General features: G+C 70.7%; 20 protein-coding genes. 6 read left to right on the top strand and 14 right to left on the bottom strand.

Translation table 11 applies throughout. From position 1 onward, the window contains the following. From Q0112_RS19060 to scpA, 6 genes are all read right to left on the bottom strand, one after another. Positions 1 to 522 (bottom strand): HAMP domain-containing sensor histidine kinase (locus tag Q0112_RS19060; RefSeq protein WP_297977668.1); only part of this gene is annotated, 522 nt, incomplete at its 3' end. Positions 523 to 656: 134 nt separating this feature from the next. Beyond that, the gene (locus Q0112_RS19055) at positions 657 to 2,303 is read right to left on the bottom strand and encodes a histidine kinase dimerization/phospho-acceptor domain-containing protein (protein ID WP_297977666.1); all 1,647 of its coding nucleotides are present in this window, start codon (positions 2,301 to 2,303) and stop codon (positions 657 to 659) included. After that, on the bottom strand, positions 2,300 to 2,698 hold the full coding sequence (locus tag Q0112_RS19050) for a molybdopterin-dependent oxidoreductase (protein WP_297977665.1): 399 nt from the start codon (positions 2,696 to 2,698) through the stop codon (positions 2,300 to 2,302). Before Q0112_RS19050 ends, Q0112_RS19055 begins: the two co-directional genes overlap by 4 nt. Positions 2,699 to 2,987: 289 nt before the next feature. Further along, the gene (locus tag Q0112_RS19045; protein WP_297977664.1) at positions 2,988 to 4,886 is read right to left on the bottom strand and encodes a propionyl-CoA synthetase; all 1,899 of its coding nucleotides are present in this window, start codon (positions 4,884 to 4,886) and stop codon (positions 2,988 to 2,990) included. A gap of 27 nt (positions 4,887 to 4,913) precedes the next feature. Continuing rightward, the gene (locus Q0112_RS19040) at positions 4,914 to 7,199 is read right to left on the bottom strand and encodes an NADP-dependent malic enzyme (protein ID WP_297977663.1); all 2,286 of its coding nucleotides are present in this window, start codon (positions 7,197 to 7,199) and stop codon (positions 4,914 to 4,916) included. Positions 7,200 to 7,430: 231 nt separating this feature from the next. Next, complete coding sequence (gene scpA / locus Q0112_RS19035) at positions 7,431 to 9,572, bottom strand: methylmalonyl-CoA mutase (protein WP_297977661.1); 2,142 nt, start codon at positions 9,570 to 9,572, stop codon at positions 7,431 to 7,433. 71 nt (positions 9,573 to 9,643) lie between these two features. Here scpA and Q0112_RS19030 point away from each other — a divergent pair, with 71 nt between their 5' ends. Further along, the gene (locus tag Q0112_RS19030) at positions 9,644 to 10,048 is read left to right on the top strand and encodes a DUF4174 domain-containing protein (RefSeq protein WP_297977660.1); all 405 of its coding nucleotides are present in this window, start codon (positions 9,644 to 9,646) and stop codon (positions 10,046 to 10,048) included. 79 nt (positions 10,049 to 10,127) lie between these two features. Then, the gene (locus tag Q0112_RS19025; RefSeq protein ID WP_297977659.1) at positions 10,128 to 10,385 is read left to right on the top strand and encodes a PepSY domain-containing protein; all 258 of its coding nucleotides are present in this window, start codon (positions 10,128 to 10,130) and stop codon (positions 10,383 to 10,385) included. Between the two features lie 8 nt (positions 10,386 to 10,393). Here Q0112_RS19025 and Q0112_RS19020 read toward each other — a convergent pair whose 3' ends face one another. From Q0112_RS19020 to Q0112_RS18990, 7 genes are all read right to left on the bottom strand, one after another. After that, positions 10,394 to 12,394: an acetyl/propionyl/methylcrotonyl-CoA carboxylase subunit alpha gene (locus Q0112_RS19020; RefSeq protein WP_297977657.1), complete on the bottom strand. Its 2,001-nt coding sequence runs from the start codon at positions 12,392 to 12,394 to the stop codon at positions 10,394 to 10,396. Positions 12,395 to 12,414: 20 nt separating this feature from the next. Continuing rightward, on the bottom strand, positions 12,415 to 12,585 hold the full coding sequence (locus Q0112_RS19015; protein WP_297977656.1) for a hypothetical protein: 171 nt from the start codon (positions 12,583 to 12,585) through the stop codon (positions 12,415 to 12,417). A 116-nt stretch (positions 12,586 to 12,701) separates the two neighbouring features. Continuing rightward, positions 12,702 to 12,884 (bottom strand): hypothetical protein, encoded by a 183-nt coding sequence (locus Q0112_RS19010; protein WP_297977654.1) that lies wholly within the window; start codon positions 12,882 to 12,884, stop codon positions 12,702 to 12,704. Positions 12,885 to 12,971: 87 nt separating this feature from the next. After that, positions 12,972 to 13,322: a hypothetical protein gene (locus tag Q0112_RS19005; protein ID WP_297977653.1), complete on the bottom strand. Its 351-nt coding sequence runs from the start codon at positions 13,320 to 13,322 to the stop codon at positions 12,972 to 12,974. Between the two features lie 28 nt (positions 13,323 to 13,350). Continuing rightward, positions 13,351 to 13,596, bottom strand: coding sequence for a hypothetical protein (locus Q0112_RS19000; RefSeq protein WP_297977651.1), 246 nt, complete (start codon positions 13,594 to 13,596; stop codon positions 13,351 to 13,353). 142 nt (positions 13,597 to 13,738) lie between these two features. After that, entirely contained in the window at positions 13,739 to 15,271 is a 1,533-nt protein-coding gene (locus Q0112_RS18995) for an acyl-CoA carboxylase subunit beta (RefSeq protein ID WP_297977650.1), read from the bottom strand. A 119-nt stretch (positions 15,272 to 15,390) separates the two neighbouring features. Beyond that, entirely contained in the window at positions 15,391 to 16,035 is a 645-nt protein-coding gene (locus tag Q0112_RS18990) for an OmpW family outer membrane protein (RefSeq protein WP_297977648.1), read from the bottom strand. Between the two features lie 38 nt (positions 16,036 to 16,073). Between Q0112_RS18990 and Q0112_RS18985 the strand changes: the two genes are divergently transcribed. The 4 genes from Q0112_RS18985 (at position 16,074) to aqpZ (ending at position 20,415) form a co-directional block, all read left to right on the top strand. Further along, on the top strand, positions 16,074 to 16,271 hold the full coding sequence (locus tag Q0112_RS18985) for a hypothetical protein (protein WP_297977646.1): 198 nt from the start codon (positions 16,074 to 16,076) through the stop codon (positions 16,269 to 16,271). A 45-nt stretch (positions 16,272 to 16,316) separates the two neighbouring features. Beyond that, positions 16,317 to 17,732, top strand: a complete 1,416-nt coding sequence (gene rimO, locus Q0112_RS18980) for a 30S ribosomal protein S12 methylthiotransferase RimO (protein ID WP_297977671.1) — start codon at positions 16,317 to 16,319, stop codon at positions 17,730 to 17,732. Between the two features lie 104 nt (positions 17,733 to 17,836). Beyond that, positions 17,837 to 19,483 carry a bifunctional diguanylate cyclase/phosphodiesterase gene (locus Q0112_RS18975; RefSeq protein WP_297977645.1) on the top strand — a complete coding sequence of 549 codons (1,647 nt, stop codon included), beginning with the start codon at positions 17,837 to 17,839 and terminating at the stop codon, positions 19,481 to 19,483. Positions 19,484 to 19,689: 206 nt separating this feature from the next. Further along, positions 19,690 to 20,415 carry an aquaporin Z gene (aqpZ, locus tag Q0112_RS18970; RefSeq protein WP_297977644.1) on the top strand — a complete coding sequence of 242 codons (726 nt, stop codon included), beginning with the start codon at positions 19,690 to 19,692 and terminating at the stop codon, positions 20,413 to 20,415. 45 nt (positions 20,416 to 20,460) lie between these two features. Here aqpZ and Q0112_RS18965 read toward each other — a convergent pair. After that, positions 20,461 to 21,185: SIMPL domain-containing protein (locus tag Q0112_RS18965; RefSeq protein WP_367278487.1), on the bottom strand; the 725-nt coding region annotated here is incomplete at its 5' end.

Raw genomic sequence — 21,185 nt, 5'->3', positions numbered from 1 at the left:
GCCTTCGTCGGCCACGCGGAAGACGACGCTGCCGTCGGCATCGCGGCCGAGCGTCAGGCGGATGGCGCCCGCGTCGCTGAACTTGAGCGCGTTGCCGACCAGGTTTTCGATCATCCGCCCGAGGGCGACGCGATCGGTCGCCAGCGCCTCGGGCGCGCCGGGGTCGGCCTCGGCGACGAAGGCGAGCCCGCGCTCGGCCGCCTCGGCGGCATAGCGGCGGCGGAGATGCGCGAGGAAGGCGTCGGTGTCGATGCGCGGCCCGTCCGCCGGCTCGCCGGGGTCGGGCTCCTCGCCGAGCACCATGCCGACGAGGGTCGCGAGCGTGCGGCTCGCCGCGCCGACGCGCTCGACCTGGGCGCGCAGCTCGTCGCCGAGACGGGCCGCCTCCATCTGGCCGGCCGCCCCGATGATCCCCATCAGCGCGCCGCGGATGTCGTGGCGCAGCATGGCGAGCTCGCGATGCTCGAGGCGCACGCTGGCCGGGCTCTGGCTGCGGTCCAGGAAAGGGTCGATGACGGTCATTCTGCCACTGCGCCGGTCGATGCACCCGCCACCCGGCCTGCTCCTTATAACCTAAGGTTGAAACCTGCCGGTGATTTTCAGCGTATGATACAGAAGGTACGCGCAAATGGCAAACCGCATTCGCAGTTTGCCAACTATGAGGCGAGGCGTCCGAGGATGCTGGAGCGCAGCTGCGACATGTCGTTCGGCACCTCGACGATATCGTCGAAGAATTCCGGGCTCTGCGGCTGCCCGAGCGAGACGAAGAGCGCGCTCGGGAAGCGGGCCCTGAGGCGGGCCATGAGCGGAAGCTCGCCCACGCTGGTGCTGTCCACCAGCACGATGTCGACCGGATCGCTGCTCTCCGGCGGCAGGAAGACCACCCGGTCGCTGCGCAGCGCCGCCTGGTAGATGGCGGCGAGCGCCATCGAGCGGGTCTCGAGATGCACGCGGAGAAGCTCGAGGCGCACGGCCGCCGAGGGAACGGCCACGCGGACGATCCGCCGGCTGTCGGCCGTCTCCACGAGGCTGAGGACGCCGTTGCAGGCGGCGATGAGGCCGCGGGCGATCAGCGGGCGCAGCGCCTCGGCCGTCACCTGGTCGGGCGAGCCCTCGCGCAGGTCCATGAGCAGGTCGAGCTTCCAGTCGACGAGCTCGCCACTCGCCGCGATGGCGATCTCGCCGGCGAGGCTCGTCCCGTCGTGGCCGAAGCTCAGCGTCGCGGTGGCCGGGTCGCGGTTCTCCACCATGTAGAGCGCGAGGTGGACGAAGATCTGCCGCAGCCGGTCGAGGTCACCGTGCACCCGCTCGGGCGCGCCGGCGAGGACGGTGACGGTGGCCCCCCCGGCGCCCTCGGCGCGCAGGTCGCCGCGCACCGCCGCGGCCAGCGCCCCGAGGCCGAAGGGCTCGCTCTTCAGGCGGAAGCGGCCGTCCTGCACCTCGCCGTAGTCGAGCAGGCCCGAGAGCATCTGCACCATCGACTGGCCCGACTGCTGCGCCTGCACGACGAGCCGCTGCTGGCGGCCGGCCAGCTCGCTCTGGCCGAGCAGCGCCAGCGGTCCGAGGATGCCGTTGAGCGGGTTCCTGAGCTCGTGGCTCATCATGCTCAGAAATCGCGACTTGGCGCGGCTGGCGAGCTCGGCCTGCTCGGCGCTCCTGCGGCTCATCTCGGCGATCTCCCGCTGGCGGCGGTTCTCGCGCAGGATGAGAAAGAGCGCCAGCACGCTCAGGAGCACCGCGGCGAGGCTGATGACGGCGGTGAGCCGCGCGCTGGTCTGGATGCGGGTGCGCACCTGGTCGCCGGCGGCCGAATCGGCGCGGATGACGCGGAGCGTGTATTCGCGCAGCTCCTGCTGGAACGCGGCGAGCCGCTCCTCGATCCCGGCGAGCCGCGCGGCGAGGCCGGGGCTGGGCCGGGCGAGATCGCCGAGGATCGGGTCGAGCTCCTGCAGGTAGGCGGCAAGGCCGGCGACCGGTCCGTCCTCGCCGTCGTAGCGCAGCAGGCTCTCGCCGAGCCGGCCGTGCCCCATCATGAAGACGCGGCTCCACAGGATGTCGAAACGCTCCTGCATCGCCGCGATCGTCTCCGGCATCGGCCGGGGGGCGAGGTCGGCGAGGCTCAGCCGGAAGCGCAGCAGCTCGAGCTCCATCTGGGTCGCCGACCACTGGGTGTTGTCCTGGCTGATGATGCGCAGGTTCTCGACGTCGCGGCGGATCGAGAAGAAGCCGACCGATGCGAACCCGGCCATCGCCAGCAGGACGACGACGCCGAGATAGCGCGGGATCGGTCGGCCGAGGGTCATCGCGATTCGATCCGGACCACCTGCCAGATCAGCCGGCGGAGGTAGACCCGGCTGCGCAGCTCGGCGTGATCGGAGATCGGATACATGAGCCAGAGCGGCCCCTTCTCGCGGCGCGACAGCCGCTCGCCGTCGGCGGTCATGGCGAGGATGGCGTCATAGTCGCTGAAGTCGCGGGTGGGGATGTCGACGAAATAGTCGTTCGCCGCGACGAAGCGCACCTCGGCCAGCCGCTCCATGCCGGCGAGGCCGAGGACGTCCCGCACCAGCGGGCCGCGGTAGCTGACCACGCCGTCGCTGAACTCGTTCTCGGTGGCGACGGTGGTCTGGGGCATGGCCTGGAGCTCTTGCAGCGAGAGATCGAGCGCCCGGCCGTCGCCACCGACCAGGCGGAGCACCGATTCGGCCGCCGACACGCCGACGGGCAAGAGGGAAAGGCATGCGACGAGGAGTGTACGCAGAAGCGCGGAAAGGGCCGCGCCGAACCAGGGTATCACAGGGAAAAGCCTCCTTGACCGTCCGGTTGCCCCTCGCCTCGACCCTAGATTAACTTAAGCAACTACCATGCCAAGTTGAATCGCGCACTAATATTGCACGCGTGGGATGTTCTTCCCGAATTGCGAGGCACGGCTGTCGCAATTCGGGAAGAAGCGTAAACGGCGCCTCGCGAAACGCGAATTCCGCCCCTCAGCCCTCCTGGCGCGGCAGACCGACGGTGGCGAAGCGGTTGGCGATCTCGTCGAGGATCACCGGATCGTCGATCGTCGCCGGCGCCTTCCACTCGAGCCCGTCGGCCATGCGGCTCATGGTGCCGCGCAGGATCTTGCCGGAGCGGGTCTTCGGCAGCCGGTCGACCACCACCGCGAGGCGGAAGGCGGCCACCGGCCCGATCTGGTCGCGCACCAGGCGCACGCATTCCGCGACGACCGTGTCGGGATCGCGCTCCGAGCCCTTGTTGAGGCAGAGAAGCCCGAGCGGGAGCTGCCCCTTGAGGTCGTCGGCGACCCCGATCACCGCGCATTCCGCCACGTCCGGATGCGCGGCCAGCACCTCCTCCATCGCGCCCGTGGAGAGGCGATGGCCCGCGACGTTGATGACGTCGTCGGTGCGCGCCATGATCGAGAGATAGCCGTCCTCGTCGAGCACGCCGGCGTCGCCGGTCTCGTAGTAGCCGGGGAAGGTGGTGAGATAGGACCGCTCGAACCGCTCGTCGGCGCCCCAGAGGGTCGAGAGCGTCCCCGGCGGCAGCGGCAGGCGGATCGCCACCGCGCCGAGCTCGCCCGCCGCGAGCGGCGTCCCCCCCTCCGACAGGATCTGCACGTCGTAGCCCGGCATCGGCACCGTCGGCGAGCCGAGCTTCACCGGCAGGAGCTCGATCCCGACCGGATTGGCGACGATCGGCCAGCCGGTCTCGGTCTGCCACCAGTTGTCGATCACCGGCACGTCGAGCAGCCGCCGCGCCCACTCGATGGTGTCGGGATCGGCCCGCTCGCCGGCGAGGAACAGATACTTCAGGCTGGAGAGGTCGTAGTCCCTGACCAGCGCCCCGGCCGGATCGTCGCGCTTGATCGCGCGCAAGGCGGTCGGCGCGGTGAAGAGGCACTTCACGCCATGCTCGGCGATCACCCGCCAGAAGGTGCCGGCGTCCGGCGTGCCGACCGGCTTGCCCTCGAAGACGACGGTCGTCGCCCCGACGAGGAGCGGCGCATAGCAGATGTAGGAATGCCCGACCACCCAGCCGACGTCGGAGGCGGCCCAGAAGACGTCGCCCGCCCCCGCGGCGTAGATGTTCTTCATCGACCAGGCGAGCGCGACCATGTGCCCGGCATTGGCCCGGACCACGCCCTTCGGCTGGCCGGTGGTGCCGGAGGTATAGAGGATGTAGAGCGGATCCATGCCGCCGACCGGCGTGCAGCCGACCGGTGCCACCCCCTCCTGCGCCTCGTTCCAGTCGACGTCGCGCCCGGGCACCAGGCTCGCCCGCTCCTGCTCGCGCTGGAAGATGATGCAGAACTCGGGCTTGTGCTTCGCCTGCGCGATCGCGGCGTCGACGAGCGGCTTGTAGTGGACGACGCGCCCCGGCTCGATGCCGCAGGAGGCGGCGATGATCGCCTTCGGCTGCGCGTCGTCGATGCGCACGGCGAGCTCGTGCGCGGCGAAGCCGCCGAAGACCACCGAATGGATCGCCCCGATCCGCGCGCAGGCGAGCATCGCCACCAGCGCCTCGGGCACCATCGGCATGTAGATGACCACCCGGTCGCCCTGGCCGATGCCGCGGGCCGCCAGCGCGCCGCCGAGCCGCGCCACCCGGTCGCGCAGCTCGGCGTAGCTGATCCGCGAGACCCGCCCGGTGACGGGCGAATCGTGGATGATCGCCGTCCGGTCGCCGTGGCCGGCCTCGACGTGCCGGTCGACGGCGTTCTGGCAGGTGTTGCAGACCGCGTCGGGGAACCAGCCATAGAAGGGCGCCCGGCTCGGATCGAGCGCGCGCGTCGGCGCCTCGATCCAGTCTATCGCCTCCGCCGCCCGCATCCAGAAGCCCTCGGGATCGGTCTTCCAGCCGTCGTAGACCTCGCGGTAGCCCATGGCAGTTCCCCCGTGCAGCGATGCGTCCTAGCCGTAGCTCTTTACCGGTGCCCCTGCCAATGCGGCAATGTTGAGCAGGCCGCGCGCGGTGATCGAGGGGGTGACGATGTGGCCGGTGTTGCCCATCCCCATCAGGATCGGCCCGACCTCGAGCCCGCCGCCCACCACCTTGATGATGTTGCGCACCCCGCTCGCCGCGTCGGTGTTGGCGAAGACGAGCACGTTCGCCACCCCCTCCATGCGCGAGTTGGGGAAGATGCGCGCGCGCAGGACCGGATCGAGCGCGGCGTCGGAATGCATCTCGCCCTCGTACTCGAAGTCGAGCTTCTGCTCGTCGAGGATCGCGAGCGCCGCGCGGGTGCGCCGGCCGGAGCTGGTGTCGAGGTTGCCAAACTGCGAGTGCGAGCAGATCGCGATCTTCGGCACCAGCCCAAAGCGGCGGACGTGGCGCGCCGCGGCGATCGCCGTGTCGGCGATCTCCTCCGGCGTCGGCTCGGAATGCACCTGGGTGTCGGCGACGAAGATGACCCCCTTCTCGTGGATCATCAGCGACAGCGCCCCGATCGGATGCAGCCGGTTCGGGCCGCCGGCCAGCACCTCGCGGATGTACTTCAGGTGCCAGAGATACTGGCCGAAGGTGCCGCAGATCAGGCTGTCGGCGTCGCCGCGGTGCACCATCACCGCCGCGATCGCGGTGGTGTTGGTGCGCATCACCGCCCGCGCGAGGTCCGGCGTCACGCCCTGCCGCTGCATGATCGAATGGTAGGTGCCCCAGTACTCGCGGTAGCGCGGGTCGTCCTCGGGATTGACGAGCTCGTAGTCGCGCCCGGCCTGCAGCGGGATGGCGTTGCGCTCGCAGCGCGCCTCGATCACCTCGGGCCGGCCGACGAGGATCGGCCGCCCGACCCCTTCCTCGTTGAGCGCGTAAGCCGCGTGCAGCACCCGCTCGTCCTCGCCCTCGGCAAAGACGATGCGCCGGCCGACGTTCCGCGACGCCTCGAAGACCCGCCGCATGATGAAGGCCGAGCGATAGACCGAGCGGTTGAGCTCGGCCCGGTAGGCATCGAGGTCCGCCAGCGGCCGCGTCGCCACGCCGCTCTTCATCGCCGCCTCGGCGACCGCGCTCGCGACGATGGCGAGGAGCCGCGGGTCGAAGGCCTTGGGGATGAGGTAGTCGCGCCCGAAGCTGAGCCGCTCGCCCTGGTAGGCCGCCGCCGCCTCGGCCGAGGAGGAGGCGCGGGCGAGCGCCGCGATCCCCTCGACGCAGGCGATCTGCATCGCATCGTTGATCTCGGTCGCGCCGACGTCGAGCGCGCCGCGGAAGATGAAGGGGAAGCAGAGGACGTTGTTGACCTGGTTCGGATAGTCCGACCGGCCGGTGGCGATGATCACGTTCGGGTCGGCGGCGCGCGCCTCCTCGGGCTGGATCTCCGGATCGGGATTGGCGAGCGCGAGCACGATCGGATCCTCGGCCATCTGCTTGACCATCTCGCCGGTCAGCACCCCCGGGCCGGAAAGGCCGAGGAAGAGATCGGCGCCGGGGATGACGTCGGCCACGGTCCGCGCCTCGGTCTTCTGCGCGAAGGCCGCCTTCTCCGGCCCCATGTCGTCGCCGCGGCCCTGGTAGATCACGCCCTGGCGGTCGCAGAGGAAGATGTTCTCGCGCCGCGCCCCGAGCTTCATCAGCATGTTGAGGCAGGCGATGCCGGCGGCGCCGCCGCCGGTGGAGACGATCTTGATCTCCTCGATCCGCTTCTTCGCCACGCGCAGCGCGTTGATCGCCGCCGCGCCCACCACGATCGCCGTGCCGTGCTGGTCGTCGTGGAACACCGGGATCTTCATCTTCTCGCGGCAGAGCCGCTCGACGGTGAAGCACTCCGGCGCCTTGATGTCCTCGAGGTTGATCGCGCCGAAGGTCGGCTCGAGGCTCGCCACGATCTCGGCGAGCTTCACCGGGTCCTTCTCGTCCACCTCGATGTCGAAGCAGTCGATGTTGGCGAACTTCTTGAAGAGGACCGCCTTGCCCTCCATCACCGGCTTGCCGGCGAGCGCCCCGATGTTGCCGAGCCCGAGCACCGCCGAGCCGTTGGAGACGACCGCGACGAGGTTGCCCTTGGCGGTGTAGCGCGCCGCGACCTGCGGGTCGGCCTTGATCTCGAGGCAGGCCTCGGCGACGCCCGGGGAATAGGCGCGGGAGAGATCCCGCTGGTTCGCCATCGGCTTGGTCGCCCGGATCTCCAGCTTCCCGGGTTTCGGGAACTCGTGATAGTCCAGTGCCGCCTGCCGGGCATTCTCGCTGGTGCTGTCCGTCATCTCGCGCTCTCCCCCGCGGCCTGCGGCCGACATGCTTCAGGATCGGCCGGGGCCGTCGGGCGGCAACCGGCATCGTTCATCGCCACGGCGGCCTGCCGGCTCCGTGGCGACGGTCTCAAGGCCCGCTTCGTTTCGGGCCACGACATTCTCGCCCGCCCCGGCGGCTCGCGCATCCGGCCAAATGCCTGAAGGACCTTCAGGCACGGGACGAAGACCGCCCCGGCGCCCGGCTCACGAGGCGGTCTCCGCGCGGCGCGCGCGGACGAGGGCGAGGATCTCGCGCGCCGCCGCCGGGATGTTCGTCCCCGGCCCGAAGATCGCCGCGACCCCGGCCTGCCTGAGGAAGTCGTAGTCCTGCTGCGGGATGACGCCGCCGCAGATGACGAGGATGTCGCCGGCCCCCTGCGCCCGCAGCGCCTCGATCAGCTTCGGCGCCAGCGTCTTGTGCCCCGCCGCCTGGCTCGAGATGCCGACGACGTGCACGTCGTTGTCGATCGCATCCTGCGCCGCCTCCTCCGGCGTCTGGAAGAGCGGCCCCACGTCCACGTCGAAGCCGATGTCGGCGAAGGCGGTGGCGATGACCTTGGCGCCGCGGTCGTGCCCGTCCTGGCCCATCTTCACCACCAGCAGGCGCGGCCGCCGCCCCTCCTCCTCGGCGAAGGCCTCGACGTCCTTCTGGATCGCCGCGAAGGCCTCGTCGCCCTCGTAGGCCGCGCCGTAGACCCCGGCGAGCATCTTCACCTCGGCCCGGTGCCGGCCGAACACCTTCTCCATCGCATCCGAGATCTCCCCCACGCTGGCCCGCGCCCGCGCCGCCTCGACCGCCGCGGCGAGCAGGTTGCCGCCCTCGCGCGCCGCGCGCTCGAGCTCGGCCATCGCCTTCGCCCAGGCCGCCTGGTCGCGCGTCGCGCGGATCCGCTCGAGCCGCGCCACCTGCGCCTCGCGCACCTTGACGTTGTCGACGTCGAGGATGTCGATCGGCTCCTGCTCGGCCAGACGATACTTGTTGACCCCGACGATCACCTCGTCGCCGCGGTCGACCGCCGCCTGCCGCCGCGCCGCCGATTCCTCGATGCGGAGCTTCGGCATCCCCGAGATCACCGCCTTGGTCATGCCGCCGAGCGCCTCGACCTCCTCGATCAGCGCCCAGGCCGCATCGGCCAGCTCCGCCGTCAGCTTCTCGACATAGTAGGAGCCGGCGAGCGGATCGACCACATGGGTGATCCCGGTCTCCTCCTGCAGGATGAGCTGGGTGTTGCGCGCGATGCGAGCGGAGAATTCCGTCGGCAGCGCAATGGCTTCGTCGAGCGCGTTCGTGTGAAGGCTCTGCGTGCCCCCGAGCGCCGCCGCCATCGCCTCGTAGGCGGTCCTGACCACGTTGTTGTAGGGGTCCTGCTCCTGCAGGCTGACCCCGCTGGTCTGGCAGTGCGTCCTGAGCATCAGGCTCGACGGCTTCCGCGCCCCGAACCCCTCCATGATCCGGTGCCAGAGCAGGCGGGCGGCCCGCAGCTTCGCGACTTCCATGAAGAAGTTCATCCCGATCGCGAAGAAGAAGCTCAGGCGTCCCGCGAACTCGTCGACGTCCATGCCGGCCGCGATCGCCGCCTTCACGTACTCCTTCCCGTCCGCCAGCGTGAAGCCGAGCTCCTGCACCAGGTTCGCGCCGGCCTCCTGCATGTGGTAGCCGGAGATCGAGATCGAGTTGAACTTCGGCATCTCGGCCGCGGTATAGCCGATGATGTCCGCGACGATCCGCATCGAGGGCTCGGGCGGATACACGTAGGTGTTCCGCACCATGAACTCCTTCAGGATGTCGTTCTGGATCGTCCCCGACAGCAGCCGCCGCTCGACCCCCTGCTCCTCGCCGGCGACGATGAAGTTGGCGAGGATCGGGATCACCGCCCCGTTCATCGTCATCGACACCGAGACCTTCTCGAGCGGGATGCCGTCGAAGAGGGCCTTCATGTCCTCGACCGAATCGATCGCCACCCCGGCCTTGCCGACGTCGCCCACCACCCGCGGATGGTCGCTGTCGTAGCCGCGGTGCGTCGCGAGGTCGAAGGCGACGCTCACCCCCTGCTGCCCGGCCGCCAGCGCCTTGCGGTAGAAGGCGTTGCTCTCCTCCGCCGTCGAGAAGCCGGCATACTGCCGGATCGTCCACGGCCGCCCGGCGTACATCGTTGCCCGCGGCCCGCGTGTATAGGGCGGCAGCCCAGGCAGGCCGCCGAGATGCCCGAGCCCCGCGAGATCCGCCTCGGTATAGAGCGGCTTCACCGCGATCGCCTCGGGCGTCTCCCAGGTCAGGCTCTCGGCCGGCCTGCCCTTCAGCTCCTTCGCCGCCAGCGCGGCCCAGGCATCAAGGTCTGCGCTCATGGCTTTCCCTCCAGAAATCTCTCGCGCTCCCCGGCGCTTGTTGGCTAGATGCCGTCAGGGAGAGAATGACGATGCGCCCAATCCTCGCCGGCCTGATCCTCGCCGTCACGCTGCCGCTCGCGGCGGTGGCGCAGGACGCCCCGCAGCCGACGCTCGCCGAGCTCAAGGGGAGCCGTCCGGTGGTCGTCTTCGCCGACGACCCCGAGGATCCGAAGTTCGTGCAGCAGATGGCGATGCTCGAAGCCCTCCCCGAGGAGCTCGAGAAGCGCCGCGTCGTCGTCCTCACCGACACCGACCCGGCGGCGAACGGCCCGCTGCGCCGGCAGCTCCGCCCGCAGGGCTTCGGGCTCGTCCTCATCGACGTCGACGGCACCGTCGCCCACCGCCGTCCGCTGCCCACCTCGGTGCGCGAGCTCGCCAACTTCATCGACCGCACCCCCTCCCGACGGCAGGAGACCGGCTCGCAGCGGCCCTGAACGAGGCTGGTGCCGCGGCCCGCCACGCGCTAGCCTCGCGCGGACTGACCCGTCCCACAAGCCCCTGCAAGGAGATCCCATGCGCCTGCTCGCCCTCGCCCCCGCCCTTCTTCTCGCGGCGCCGGCCTTCGGCCAGAACCTGCCGCCCGCCAACGGGCTGCCGCTCAGCCAGATCGTCGCCGGCGTCGAGAAGAGCCAGCCGGTCCGCGTCTTCACCGAGCTCGAATGGGACGACGACGGCTACTGGGACATCGAGTTCATCAACACGAACAACCGCCGCGCCAGCATCCGCATCGACCCCTTCAGCGGCGAACCCTGGAGCCGCCGCAACCGCTGAGCCGCGCATCACTCGAATTCCAGGATCACGTCGTCGACGGCGAGGCTCGCCCCCGGCACCACCCGGATCCGCGCGACCCTCGCCCGACGCTCGGCGCGCAGCACGTTCTCCATCTTCATCGCCTCGACCATGGCGAGCGCCTGCCCGTCGAACACCTCCTCGCCCTCGGCGACGTCGATCCTGACCACCAGCCCCGGCATCGGGCAGAGCAGCAGCTTCGAGGTGTCGGGCGGCAGCTTCTCCGGCATCAGCCGGGCGAGATCGGCCATCCGCGGCGAGAGCACCATGACCGGCAGGTCCGCCCCGCGCACCCGCACCCGGTAGCCGCCGGCGATCAGGTTGACCTTGAGCACCAGCAGCTCGCCGTCCACCTCGAGCCGCGCCAGGCTCTGCCCCGGCGTCCAGTCCGAGACGACGCGCATCCGCGCCCCGTCCTCGAAGACCACCGTCGAGCCCGCCCGGTCGGCCTCGATCCTTATCGGCAGCGACAGCCCCTGCAGCGTCACCACCCAGTCCGCGCGCACCTTGCGCTCGTGGTTGTCCATCCGCCCCGACACCCGCGAGCGGCGGATCTCGCCGACCCGGTACATCGCCGCCGCCGCCGCGGCCACCCGCCGCAGCATCGGCTCGGGCAGCTCCACGCCCTGGAAGCCCTCGGGATATTCCTCGGCGATGAAGGCGGTGGTGATCGCGCCCTCGACGAAGCGCGGATGGTCCATCACGGCGGAGAGGAAGGGCAGGTTGTGTCCGATCCCCTCGACCTCGAACGAATCGAGCGCCGTCCGCATCGCCGCGATCGCCCCGGCCCGGTCCGGCGCCCAGGTGCAGAGCTTGGCGACCATCGGGTCGTAGTACATCGAGATCTCGCCGCCCTCGAAGACGCCGGTGTCGTTCCTGACCGCCACCTGCGCCGTCCGCCGCTCCTCCGGCGGGCGGTAGCGGCTGAGCCGCCCGATCGAGGGCAGGAAGTTGCGGTAGGGGTCCTCGGCATAGAGCCGGCTCTCCATCGCCCAGCCGTCGAGCTTCACCTCCGCCTGGCCGAAGGCGAGCTTCTCGCCCGCCGCCACGCGGATCATCTGCTCCACCAGATCGAGCCCGGTGATCAGCTCGGTCACCGGATGCTCGACCTGCAATCTGGTATTCATCTCAAGGAAATAGAAGTTCCGGCTCCCGTCGACGATGAACTCGACCGTGCCGGCCGAGCAATAGTCGACCGCCTTGGCCAGCGCGACCGCCTGCTCGCCCATCGCCCGGCGCGTGACCGCATCGAGGAAGGGCGAGGGCGCCTCCTCGATCACCTTCTGGTTCCGCCGCTGGATCGAGCATTCCCGCTCGTTGAGATAGAGGCAGTTGCCGTGCTTGTCGCCGAGCACCTGGATCTCGATGTGCCGCGGCTGGGTCACGAACTTCTCGATGAAGATCCGGTCGTCGCCGAACGAGCTCGCCGCCTCCGACTTCGACCGCTCGAAGCCCTCGCGCGCCTCCACGTCCGACCAGGCGATGCGCATCCCCTTGCCGCCGCCGCCGGCCGAGGCCTTGATCATCACCGGATAGCCGATCCCGCGCGCGATCTCGACCGCATGCTCGGCATCGTCGATCAGCCCCATGAAGCCCGGGACCGTCGAGACCCCGGCCTCGGCGGCCAGCTTCTTCGAGGTGATCTTGTCGCCCATGGCGCGGATCGCTCCGGCCGGCGGCCCGATGAAGGCCACGCCCGCCGCGTCGAGCGCATCGGCGAAATCCGCCCGCTCCGACAGGAAGCCGTAGCCCGGATGCACCGCCTCGGCGCCCGTCTGGCGGATCGCCGCGAGGATATTCTCGATCACGATGTAGGACTGGCTGGCCGGCGAGGGGCCGATATGCACCGCCTCGTCGGCCATCCGGACGTGCAGCGCGCCGGCGTCGGCGTCGGAATGGACCGCGACGGTCGCGATGCCCATCCGCCGGGCGGTCTTGATGACGCGACAGGCGATCTCGCCCCGGTTCGCGATCAGGATCTTCTTGAACATGCGGGTCTACCGGGTCGGGTTCAGGGAATCTGGGTGCCGGTGGCGTCGTCGATCTCCTCCCCGAGTATCGGATCGGATTCGAGCATCTCGCCGGTCAGCGAATCGGGACCGGGGCCGCCGCCCACCTCCGTTCCGCCGCAGGCCGAGAGAATCCCGGCCAGAAGGAGGGCCGCCAGGTTCCGCACGTTCATGTCCCAGGTCCTTGTGGATGGCGCAGACGTGACCGTCCCCGGCCGGAATGCGGCCAGGGGAGCCTGCGCGGGCTTCGCGGAGAGGAGCGGCGGTCCGCGGCCGCCTTGCCGTCCGGCTAGCGGACGGCGCCGAGCACGCCGCCGGCGACCGAGCCGCCCACCGGCTCGTCGGCGATGACTTCCCCCGCCAGCGCGCCGCCGGCCGCGCCGGTGATGACCCGCTGCGAGCGGGTCTCGCCGCAGGCGGCCAGCAGCAGGCCGGCGCCGAGCGCCGCGAGGAGGATGATGTGCCTGTGCATGCTTTTCTTCCTTCTGTCCGGGCGGACGCGTCTCCGCCCCGACGACAACGCGGCAGCGGCCCGATCGGTGCCATGGCGCCCGCCGCCTCACTCATTCTCGAAGACCTCCGGAAAGCTCTGCCGCGCCCGCTCGGCGTCGATGCGGAGCATCGCCTCGTAGCTCGCGGCGTCGAACGGCTCCTCCGCCGGCACCACCTCCCGCTTCAGCAGCCACCCGAGCCGCCCGGCGTCGAGATTGCCGCGCACGAAGGGCGCCTCGCCGAAATGCTCCCAGAGCGCGGCGAGGAACTCCCGGTCGGCGGCACGGTCGAGCGGCCGCCGGTCGGCATAGCGCTCGCGCGCCCTGAGCGGCGTCGCGCCCTTCGGGTCCGCCCGCCGGATGGTGAACTGCAGGTCGGTTCCCGGCAGCCGCCCGGGAAAGCCGCGGTGCTTCAGCATGGCCGCCCTCCGCCGGCGGCCGGGAGGATCAGTCCTCGCCGAGATGCATGACCGCGACCCCCATCGAGACGGCGCCGAAGGTGAGCGCGGTCTGGAAGAAGAGGACGAAGGTCGCGAGCCCGCTCTCGTCCTGCGCGAGGAGCCGGGCGAGGCCGGCGAAGTCGAGCCAGATGAGCACGAAGAGGAAGAGGCAGCCGAGCACCATGCCGTTGGCGGTATGCACCACCATGAAGCGGACCAGCCTGGGAAGCCTGAGCCAGTTGCGCCGGAGCATCTGCCGCACCCTTCGAGATCGCGCCACCATGTAGCGCGCGCCGCGCGCCGCGTCCAACCGGGGGCGCCACGCTCGGGAGCTCGCAGATTCCATCAAGCACAATCATGCGTCTGGCTATGGTTCTTCGCGGCGCGTGACGCGCTCAGAGCGGGATATTGTCGTGCTTCTTCCAGGGATTCTCGAGGCGCTTCGTGCGCAGGCTCGCGAAGGCGCGCGCCACGCGCCGGCGGGTCGAATGCGGCATGATGACCTCGTCGATGAACCCGCGCTCGGCCGCCACGAACGGATTGGCGAAGCGGGTCTCGTAGTCGCGGGTGCGCGCGGCGATCCTCTCCGAATCGCCCAGCTCGGCCCGGTAGAGGATCTCCACTGCCCCCTTCGCCCCCATGACCGCGATCTCCGCCGTCGGCCAGGCGTAGTTGAAGTCGCCGCGCAGGTGCTTCGAGCTCATCACGTCGTAGGCCCCGCCATAGGCCTTGCGGGTGATGACCGTCACCTTCGGCACCGTCGCCTCGCCGTAGGCGAAGAGGAGCTTGGCCCCGTGCTTGATGATGCCGCCGTACTCCTGCCCGGTCCCCGGCAGGAAGCCCGGCACGTCGACGAAGGTCAGGATCGGGATGCCGAAGGCGTCGCAGAAGCGCACGAAGCGCGCCGCCTTGCGCGCCGAGTCGATGTCGAGGCACCCGGCGAGCACGGTCGGCTGGTTCGCCACCACCCCCACGCTCGACCCCTCGATGCGGATGAAGCCGGTCAGGATGTTCTTGGCGAAGTCCGGCTGGATCTCGAAGAAGTCGCCCTCGTCGGCGACCTTCCGCACCAGCTCCTTCATGTCGTAGGGCGTGTTCGCGTTCGCCGGCACCAGCGTGTCGAGGCTCGGCTCCGACCGCGCCGGATCGTCGAAGAAGGGCCTGACCGGCACCCGGTCGCGATTCGACAGCGGCAGGAAGTCGATCAGCCGCCGCACCTCGATCAGCGTCACGAGGTCGTTCTCGTAGGCCCCGTCCGCCACCGACGACTTCGTCGTATGCGTCCGCGCCCCCCCGAGCTCCTCGGCGGTGACGATCTCGTTCGTCACCGTCTTCACCACGTCGGGGCCGGTCACGAACATGTAGGACGAATCGCGCACCATGAAGATGAAGTCGGTCATCGCCGGCGAATAGACCGCGCCCCCGGCGCAGGGCCCCATGATGACGCTGATCTGCGGGACCACCCCGCTCGCCATGATGTTGCGCTGGAAGACGTCGGCGTAGCCGGCGAGGCTCGCCACCCCCTCCTGGATGCGCGCCCCGCCCGAATCGTTCAGCCCGATGACCGGCGCCCCGTTCTGCACCGCCATATCCATGACCTTGCAGATCTTCTGCGCGTGCGTCTCGCTGAGCGACCCGCCGAAGACGGTGAAATCCTGGCTGAAGACGTAGACCTGCCGCCCGTTGATCGTGCCCCAGCCGGTCACCACCCCGTCGCCGGCGATGCGCGTCTCGCCCATGCCGAAGTCGTGGCTCCGGTGCGCCACGAACATGTCGAACTCCTCGAAGCTGCCCTCATCGAGCAGCACCTCGATCCGCTCGCGCGCCGTCAGCTTGCCTTTGGCGTGCTGCGCCTCGATGCGCTTCTGCCCGCCACCGAGCCGGGCTTCCGCCCGCCGGCTCTCCAGCTCGTCGAGAATGTCCTTCACCGGCCCTGCTCCCGCTCGCCCCTCGAGCGTGCATTGCCAGATTGCCGACCGCGCCGCAACAAAGTTTCGCGCTGGCGGGCACGCCGGGCGCGGACGCGATGCCGCGCCCGGCCGTAGGATCAGAACCTGTAGGTGGCGCCGATCAGCAGGTCGAAGGTGTGATAGGGCGTCTTGAACGAGAAGAAATCGTTCTCGAGATCCTGGTCGTTGATCCCGAAGAAACGCACCTCGCCATTGATCGTCCAATTCGGATTCACGCTGTAGGCGACGCCGCCGATCAGCTGATACGCGAAGTTGTAGTCGCTGTCGAAGTCGCCGCCGTTCGCGGAGGACACGTCCTCGACGTTGAGATCCGCCGCCCCGAGGCCGCCGCCGGCATAGGGCTGCCACTGGCCGTTCACCCCCGTCGGCGGGAAGTAGTAGATCGCGTTCGCCATCCAGGCGTTCGACTGCGTGGTCACGCTCTCGTTGACGTTCTTGGCGTCCGCATCCGCGGTGCGGAAGGCATACTCGAGCTCGAAGGCGATGCTCGGCGTGAACATGTAGCCGCCGGCGATGCCGAGCACGTAGCCCGTGTCGTAGTTGAGCCCGGTGTCGAGCGAGTCGGGGGTGCCGCGGACGTCGAGGTCGAAGTCGTCTTCCTGCGGGAAGGTGGCGCCGCCGAAGCCCTTCACGTACCAGGACTGCGCCGCCGCCGCGCCGGCGGAAAGCGCGAGCCCCGCCGCGACCGCCGCCGCCAGAAGGCCTTTCTCGATCGATCTCATCGCGAGTCCCCCATCGAATGATTGCGTTCCGGGGGGAAATGATGTTCCTCGTCCCCCGATTTTTCCACCCCGCCCGGCAGATTTTCCCTTCGCGTCCCGCGATCGTTACCCGCGCAGCGCGGTCACTTTCGATCTCGAGCTTCATCTCCGGCTCGATCAGCCCGGCCACCACCATGGTCGCCCAGCGCCTCGCGCAACGCCGGCGCCATCTCCATATCGCCGCGGCCGGCCGCTGAAGGCCTGCTTGCCTCGCCGGCTCGAGCGCGTATATGCGCAGGCGCATGCGCGCCAATCCGCCCGACCTGCGCCCCGACCGCGCCCCCGCCCCGCGCCTCGATGCGCAGGCGCGCCCCGATGCGCACCCCGACGCACGCCCCGACGCACGCCCCGGCCAGCCGCGCGTCGGCATGGTGAGCCTCGGCTGCCCCAAGGCGCTGGTCGACAGCGAGCGCATCCTGACCCGGCTCCGCGCCGAGGGCTACGCCGTCTCCCCCGACTACGCCGGCGCCGACACCGTCATCGTCAACACCTGCGGCTTCCTCGACAGCGCCAAGGCCGAGAGCCTCGAGGCGATCGGCGAGGCGCTCGCCGAGAACGGCCGGGTCATCGTCACCGGCTGCCTCGGCGCCGACGAGGCGCTGATCCGCGAGAGCCACCCCGCCGTCCTCGCCGTCACCGGCCCGCACCAGTACGAGGCCGTCCTCGACGCCGTGCACGCCGCCGTGCCGCCGAAGCCCGATCCCTTCCTCGACCTCCTGCCCGCCTCGGCCGTCCACCTCACCCCGCGCCACTACAGCTACCTCAAGATCTCCGAGGGTTGTAACCACAAGTGCCGCTTCTGCATCATCCCCGACATGCGCGGAAAGCTGGTGTCGCGGCCCGCCCACGCCGTGCTCCGCGAGGCGGAAAGACTCGTCGCCGCCGGGGTGAAGGAGCTGCTCGTCATCAGCCAGGACACCTCCGCCTACGGCGTCGACCGCCGCCACGACGCCCACCCCTGGAAGGGCGGCGAGGTCCGCACCCACATCACCGACCTCGCCCGCGCGCTGGGGCAGCTCGGCGCCTGGGTCCGCCTCCACTACGTCTACCCCTACCCGCACGTGCGCGAGCTGATCCCGCTGATGGCCGAGGGGCTGATCCTGCCCTACCTCGACATCCCCTTCCAGCACAGCCACCCGGACGTCCTGCGCCGCATGGCCCGCCCGGCCGCCGGCGCCCGCACCCTCGAGGAGATCGCCCGCTGGCGCGCCGCCTGCCCGGAGATCGTCCTGCGCTCCACCTTCATCGTCGGCTACCCCGGCGAGACCGAGGCCGAGTTCCGCCACCTGCTCGACTGGCTCGACGAGGCCCGGCTCGACCGCGTCGGCTGCTTCCGCTACGAGAACGTCAAGGGCGCCCGCGCCAACGCGCTCCCCGACCACGTCCCCGAGGAGGTGAAGGAGGAGCGCTGGCAGCGGTTCATGGAGAAGGCGCAGGGCATCAGCGCCGCCCGGCTCGCCGCCCGGGTCGGCACCCGGATCGAGGCCGTCGTCGACGAGGTGGACGCCGACGGCGCCACCTGCCGCAGCTGGGCCGACGCGCCGGAGATCGACGGCAACCTCTTCATCGACGAGGACTTCGCGCACCTGAAGCCCGGTGATCGCGTTACGGTCACCGTGGACGAGGCGGGCGACTACGATCTCTGGGGCCGAATCTGAGCCGAACCGCCCCGTTTAACAACCTGTCGTTGTTTAAGGCTGGGCAAATCGCCGCAGGGCGTGCTACTCAGGGTTGTGCCTGACGCTACGTCAGGAGGAGCCTGATGACTGCGCCGCCCCTTTCGGACGAGAGATCCGCCACCGCGCTGCTGCGTCTCGTGGCGGCGCAGGATGTTCCGGCCGCCGGGCTCTTCGCCGGCGAGGGCGACGCCTGCCGCCTCGTCGCCGGCAACGCCGCGCTCGCTGCCCTCGGCGGCGACGCCGCAGGGCGGGCCGCCGGGCCCCGCTTCGCCGGCCCGAACGCGCGGCGGGTGGATCCGGCCGCCTTCGGGCTCGCCGCCCGCTTCGCCGCGGCCGTCCCGCTCGCCGCCCCGGCCGCGGGCTTCCTCCTCGTCGCCTCCGCCCTGCCCCGCCGCCTCACCGCCGCCCTCCGGCTTCGCCTTTCCGACGCCGCCGCCCTCGCCGGCCCGATCCTCGCCCGCGCCCCCCAGGCCGCCCCCGCGGCGCGGCGGCGCTTTCCGCGCGCCGCCGCCCAGCGCCTCGTCGAGGCCACCATGCGCGCGCTGCCGGCCGGCGACCCGGCCGGCCTGCTCATGCTCGACCTCGACCGGTTCCACGCCATCAACGAGGCGATGGGGGTGGCCGCCGGGGACGCCCTCCTCGCCCTCACCGGGACCCGGATCGAGCAGGCGCTCGGGGTCGGCGACCGGCTCCTCCGCCTCGAGGGCGACCGCTTCGCCATCGTCTCCCCCCGCAGCGCCGGCGGCCTGCGCGTCCTCGCCCGGCGCCTGCTCAAGGCGGTCAGCCAGCCGGTCCTGCTCGACGGCCGCAGCGTCGTGGTGCGGGCGAGCATCGGCATCGTGACCGCCAGCGCCGCCACCCCCGCCTCGGCGCTGATCCAGGTCGACACCGCGCTCCGCCGCGCCAAGCTCGAGGGGCGCGGCCGCTTCGTGCTGCACGAGCCGGCCGAGGGCGCCCGCGCGCTCGAGCGCAGCCGGCTCGAGCTCGACCTCGCCGAGGCGCTGGCGCTCGGCCAGATGCACCTCGCCTACCAGCCGTTCATCGACCTGCGCGACGGCCGCGTCGTCGGCGCCGAGGCGCTCTTGCGCTGGCGCCACCCCACCCGCGGCGTGCTGCAGCCGGCAGCCTTCATCGCGCTCGCCGAGGCGACCGGCCTCATCCTGCCCCTCGGCCGCTGGGCGCTGCGCGCCGCCATGCAGCGCGCGCAGGGCTGGCCGGCGCGGATCGGGCTCGCCGTCAACATCTCGCCGCTGCAGTTCCACCAGCCGGACTTCCTCGCCGACGTCGACTTCGCCCTGGCCGAGACCGGCTTCCCCGCCGACCGGCTCGAGCTCGAGATCACCGAGACGGTGCTCATGCGCGACAATCCCGAGACGACGCGCCAGCTCCGCGCCCTCATCGACCGCGGCATCCGCATCGCGCTCGACGACTTCGGCACCGGCTACTCGGCGCTCGCCTACCTCGCCCGCCTGCCGCACCACCGCATCAAGCTCGACAAGGCCTTCGTCCAGGATCTCGCCAACCCGGCCACCGCCGACGTCATCCGCGCCATCCTCGCGCTGGCCCGCGCCCAGGGCGTCGCCGTCACCGCCGAGGGCGTCGAGCGCCCCGAGCATCTCGCCCAGGTCCGCCGCACCGGCTTCACCCACGCCCAGGGCTACGCCACCGGCGTCCCGATGGCCGACTTCGTCCCCCTTCCCGTCGCCCCCGCCATCCAGGCTGTCTCCTGAGGCCGCTCCCGGCCGCCGCAGGACGCCGGCCTGCCGGCAGGGCCGTTAACCATTATGCGCAATGTGGTTAACGCGCCTGAGATAAGCAAGCAATATCAACCATATGCCGGAATCCCGCACTGTGCGGATCCCGTGAGAATTGCCGTTTACCCCGGCGAGATCTCGGCTAGAAAGCTCCACCGGCGCACATTTGAGGGAACATCAAGATGCACAAACTCGCTGCCGAGGCACTCGGCACCTTCTGGCTCGTCTTCGGAGGGTGCGGCAGCGCCGTGCTCGCCGCCGCCTTCCCCGAGCTCGGGATCGGCTTCCAGGGCGTGGCGCTCGCCTTCGGGCTGACCGTCCTCACCATGGTCTATGCCGTCGGCCCGATCTCGGGCGGGCACTTCAACCCGGCGGTCTCGCTCGGCCTCGCGATCGGCGGCCGCTTCTCCTGGAGCGAGCTGATCCCCTACTGGGTCGCCCAGGTCGTCGGCGGCTTCGTCGCCGCCGGCATCCTCTACCTCATCGCCTCCGGCAAGGCCGACTGGACGGCCGGCGGCTTCGCCTCGAACGGCTACGGCGCCAACTCGCCCGGCGGCTACAGCCTCTTCGCCTGCTTCCTGATCGAGGTGGTGCTGACGGCGGGCTTCCTCCTCGTCATCCTCGGCGCGACCAGCCCCAAGGCCCCGGCGGGCTTCGCCGGCATCGCGATCGGCCTCGCGCTCACCCTCATCCACCTCGTCTCGATCCCGGTGACCAACACCTCGGTCAACCCGGCCCGCTCGACGGCGGTCGCCTTCTTCGCCGAGACGGGCGCGGTCGGCCAGCTCTGGCTCTTCTGGGTGGCGCCGCTCATCGGCGCGGCACTCGGCGCGGCGATCTGGAAGGCGGTCTTCGCCCCGGTGACCGACCTGCCGCTCGAGGGCAACGTGGCCGGCAAGGCCGCCTGACGCGCCGGCCGCGGCGCCGCCTCCGGGCGCGCCGCGGCCCCTGCCTCACTCGATCCCGAAGACCACCTCGACGTCGGCGGTCAGCGTCACCGTCCCCTCGGCGACCGGCACCGCCTCCGCCATCGCCGCCTGCGCCCTCAGCGGCTGCGGCCCGCCCATCCCGGTGTCCTCGCGGATCGTGACGACCGGGCCGAGCGTGACGCCGGCCGCCTCGGCGAAGAGCTCGGCCTTGGCGCGCGCATCCGCCACCGCCTCGCGCCGCGCGGCGTCGAGCGAGGGACGCGGCTCCGACACGTCGAAGCCGATCCCGTAGAGCCGGTTCGCCCCAGATCCCACCAGCGCGTCGATCAGCTTGCCGAGGTTCGCGAGCGCGCGCACCTTGACCGTCACCATGTTGCTCGCCTCGTAGGCCACCACCTGCGGCGGCGCCTCGGCGCCCTCGCGATAGGGCTCGTAGACGGCATTGAGGTTGAGCTGGCTCGTCTGCACGTCGCGCTTCTCGACGCCCGCCGCCTCCAGCGCGGCGAAGACCTCCGCCATCGCCTGCGCGTTCGCCGCCAGCGCCTCCGCCGCGGTCGGCGCCCGGGTCTCCACCCCCGCGGTGATCGTGGCGCGATCGGGCACCGCCTCCACCTGCGCGGAGCCCATGACGGTGATCTGCCGTGGCGTCTCCTGCGCCAGGGCGGGGCCCCCGAACAGGAGCCCGGCGGCGAGCAGGGTCGGGACGAGCGGGCGCATGGTCGCGCGCATCTGTGGGCGCATCGGGTGTC

The sequence above is a fragment of the uncultured Amaricoccus sp. genome, assembly GCF_937858865.1.
Lineage (GTDB): Bacteria > Pseudomonadota > Alphaproteobacteria > Rhodobacterales > Rhodobacteraceae > Amaricoccus.
This window is presented reverse-complemented; position numbering and strand designations above follow the sequence as displayed.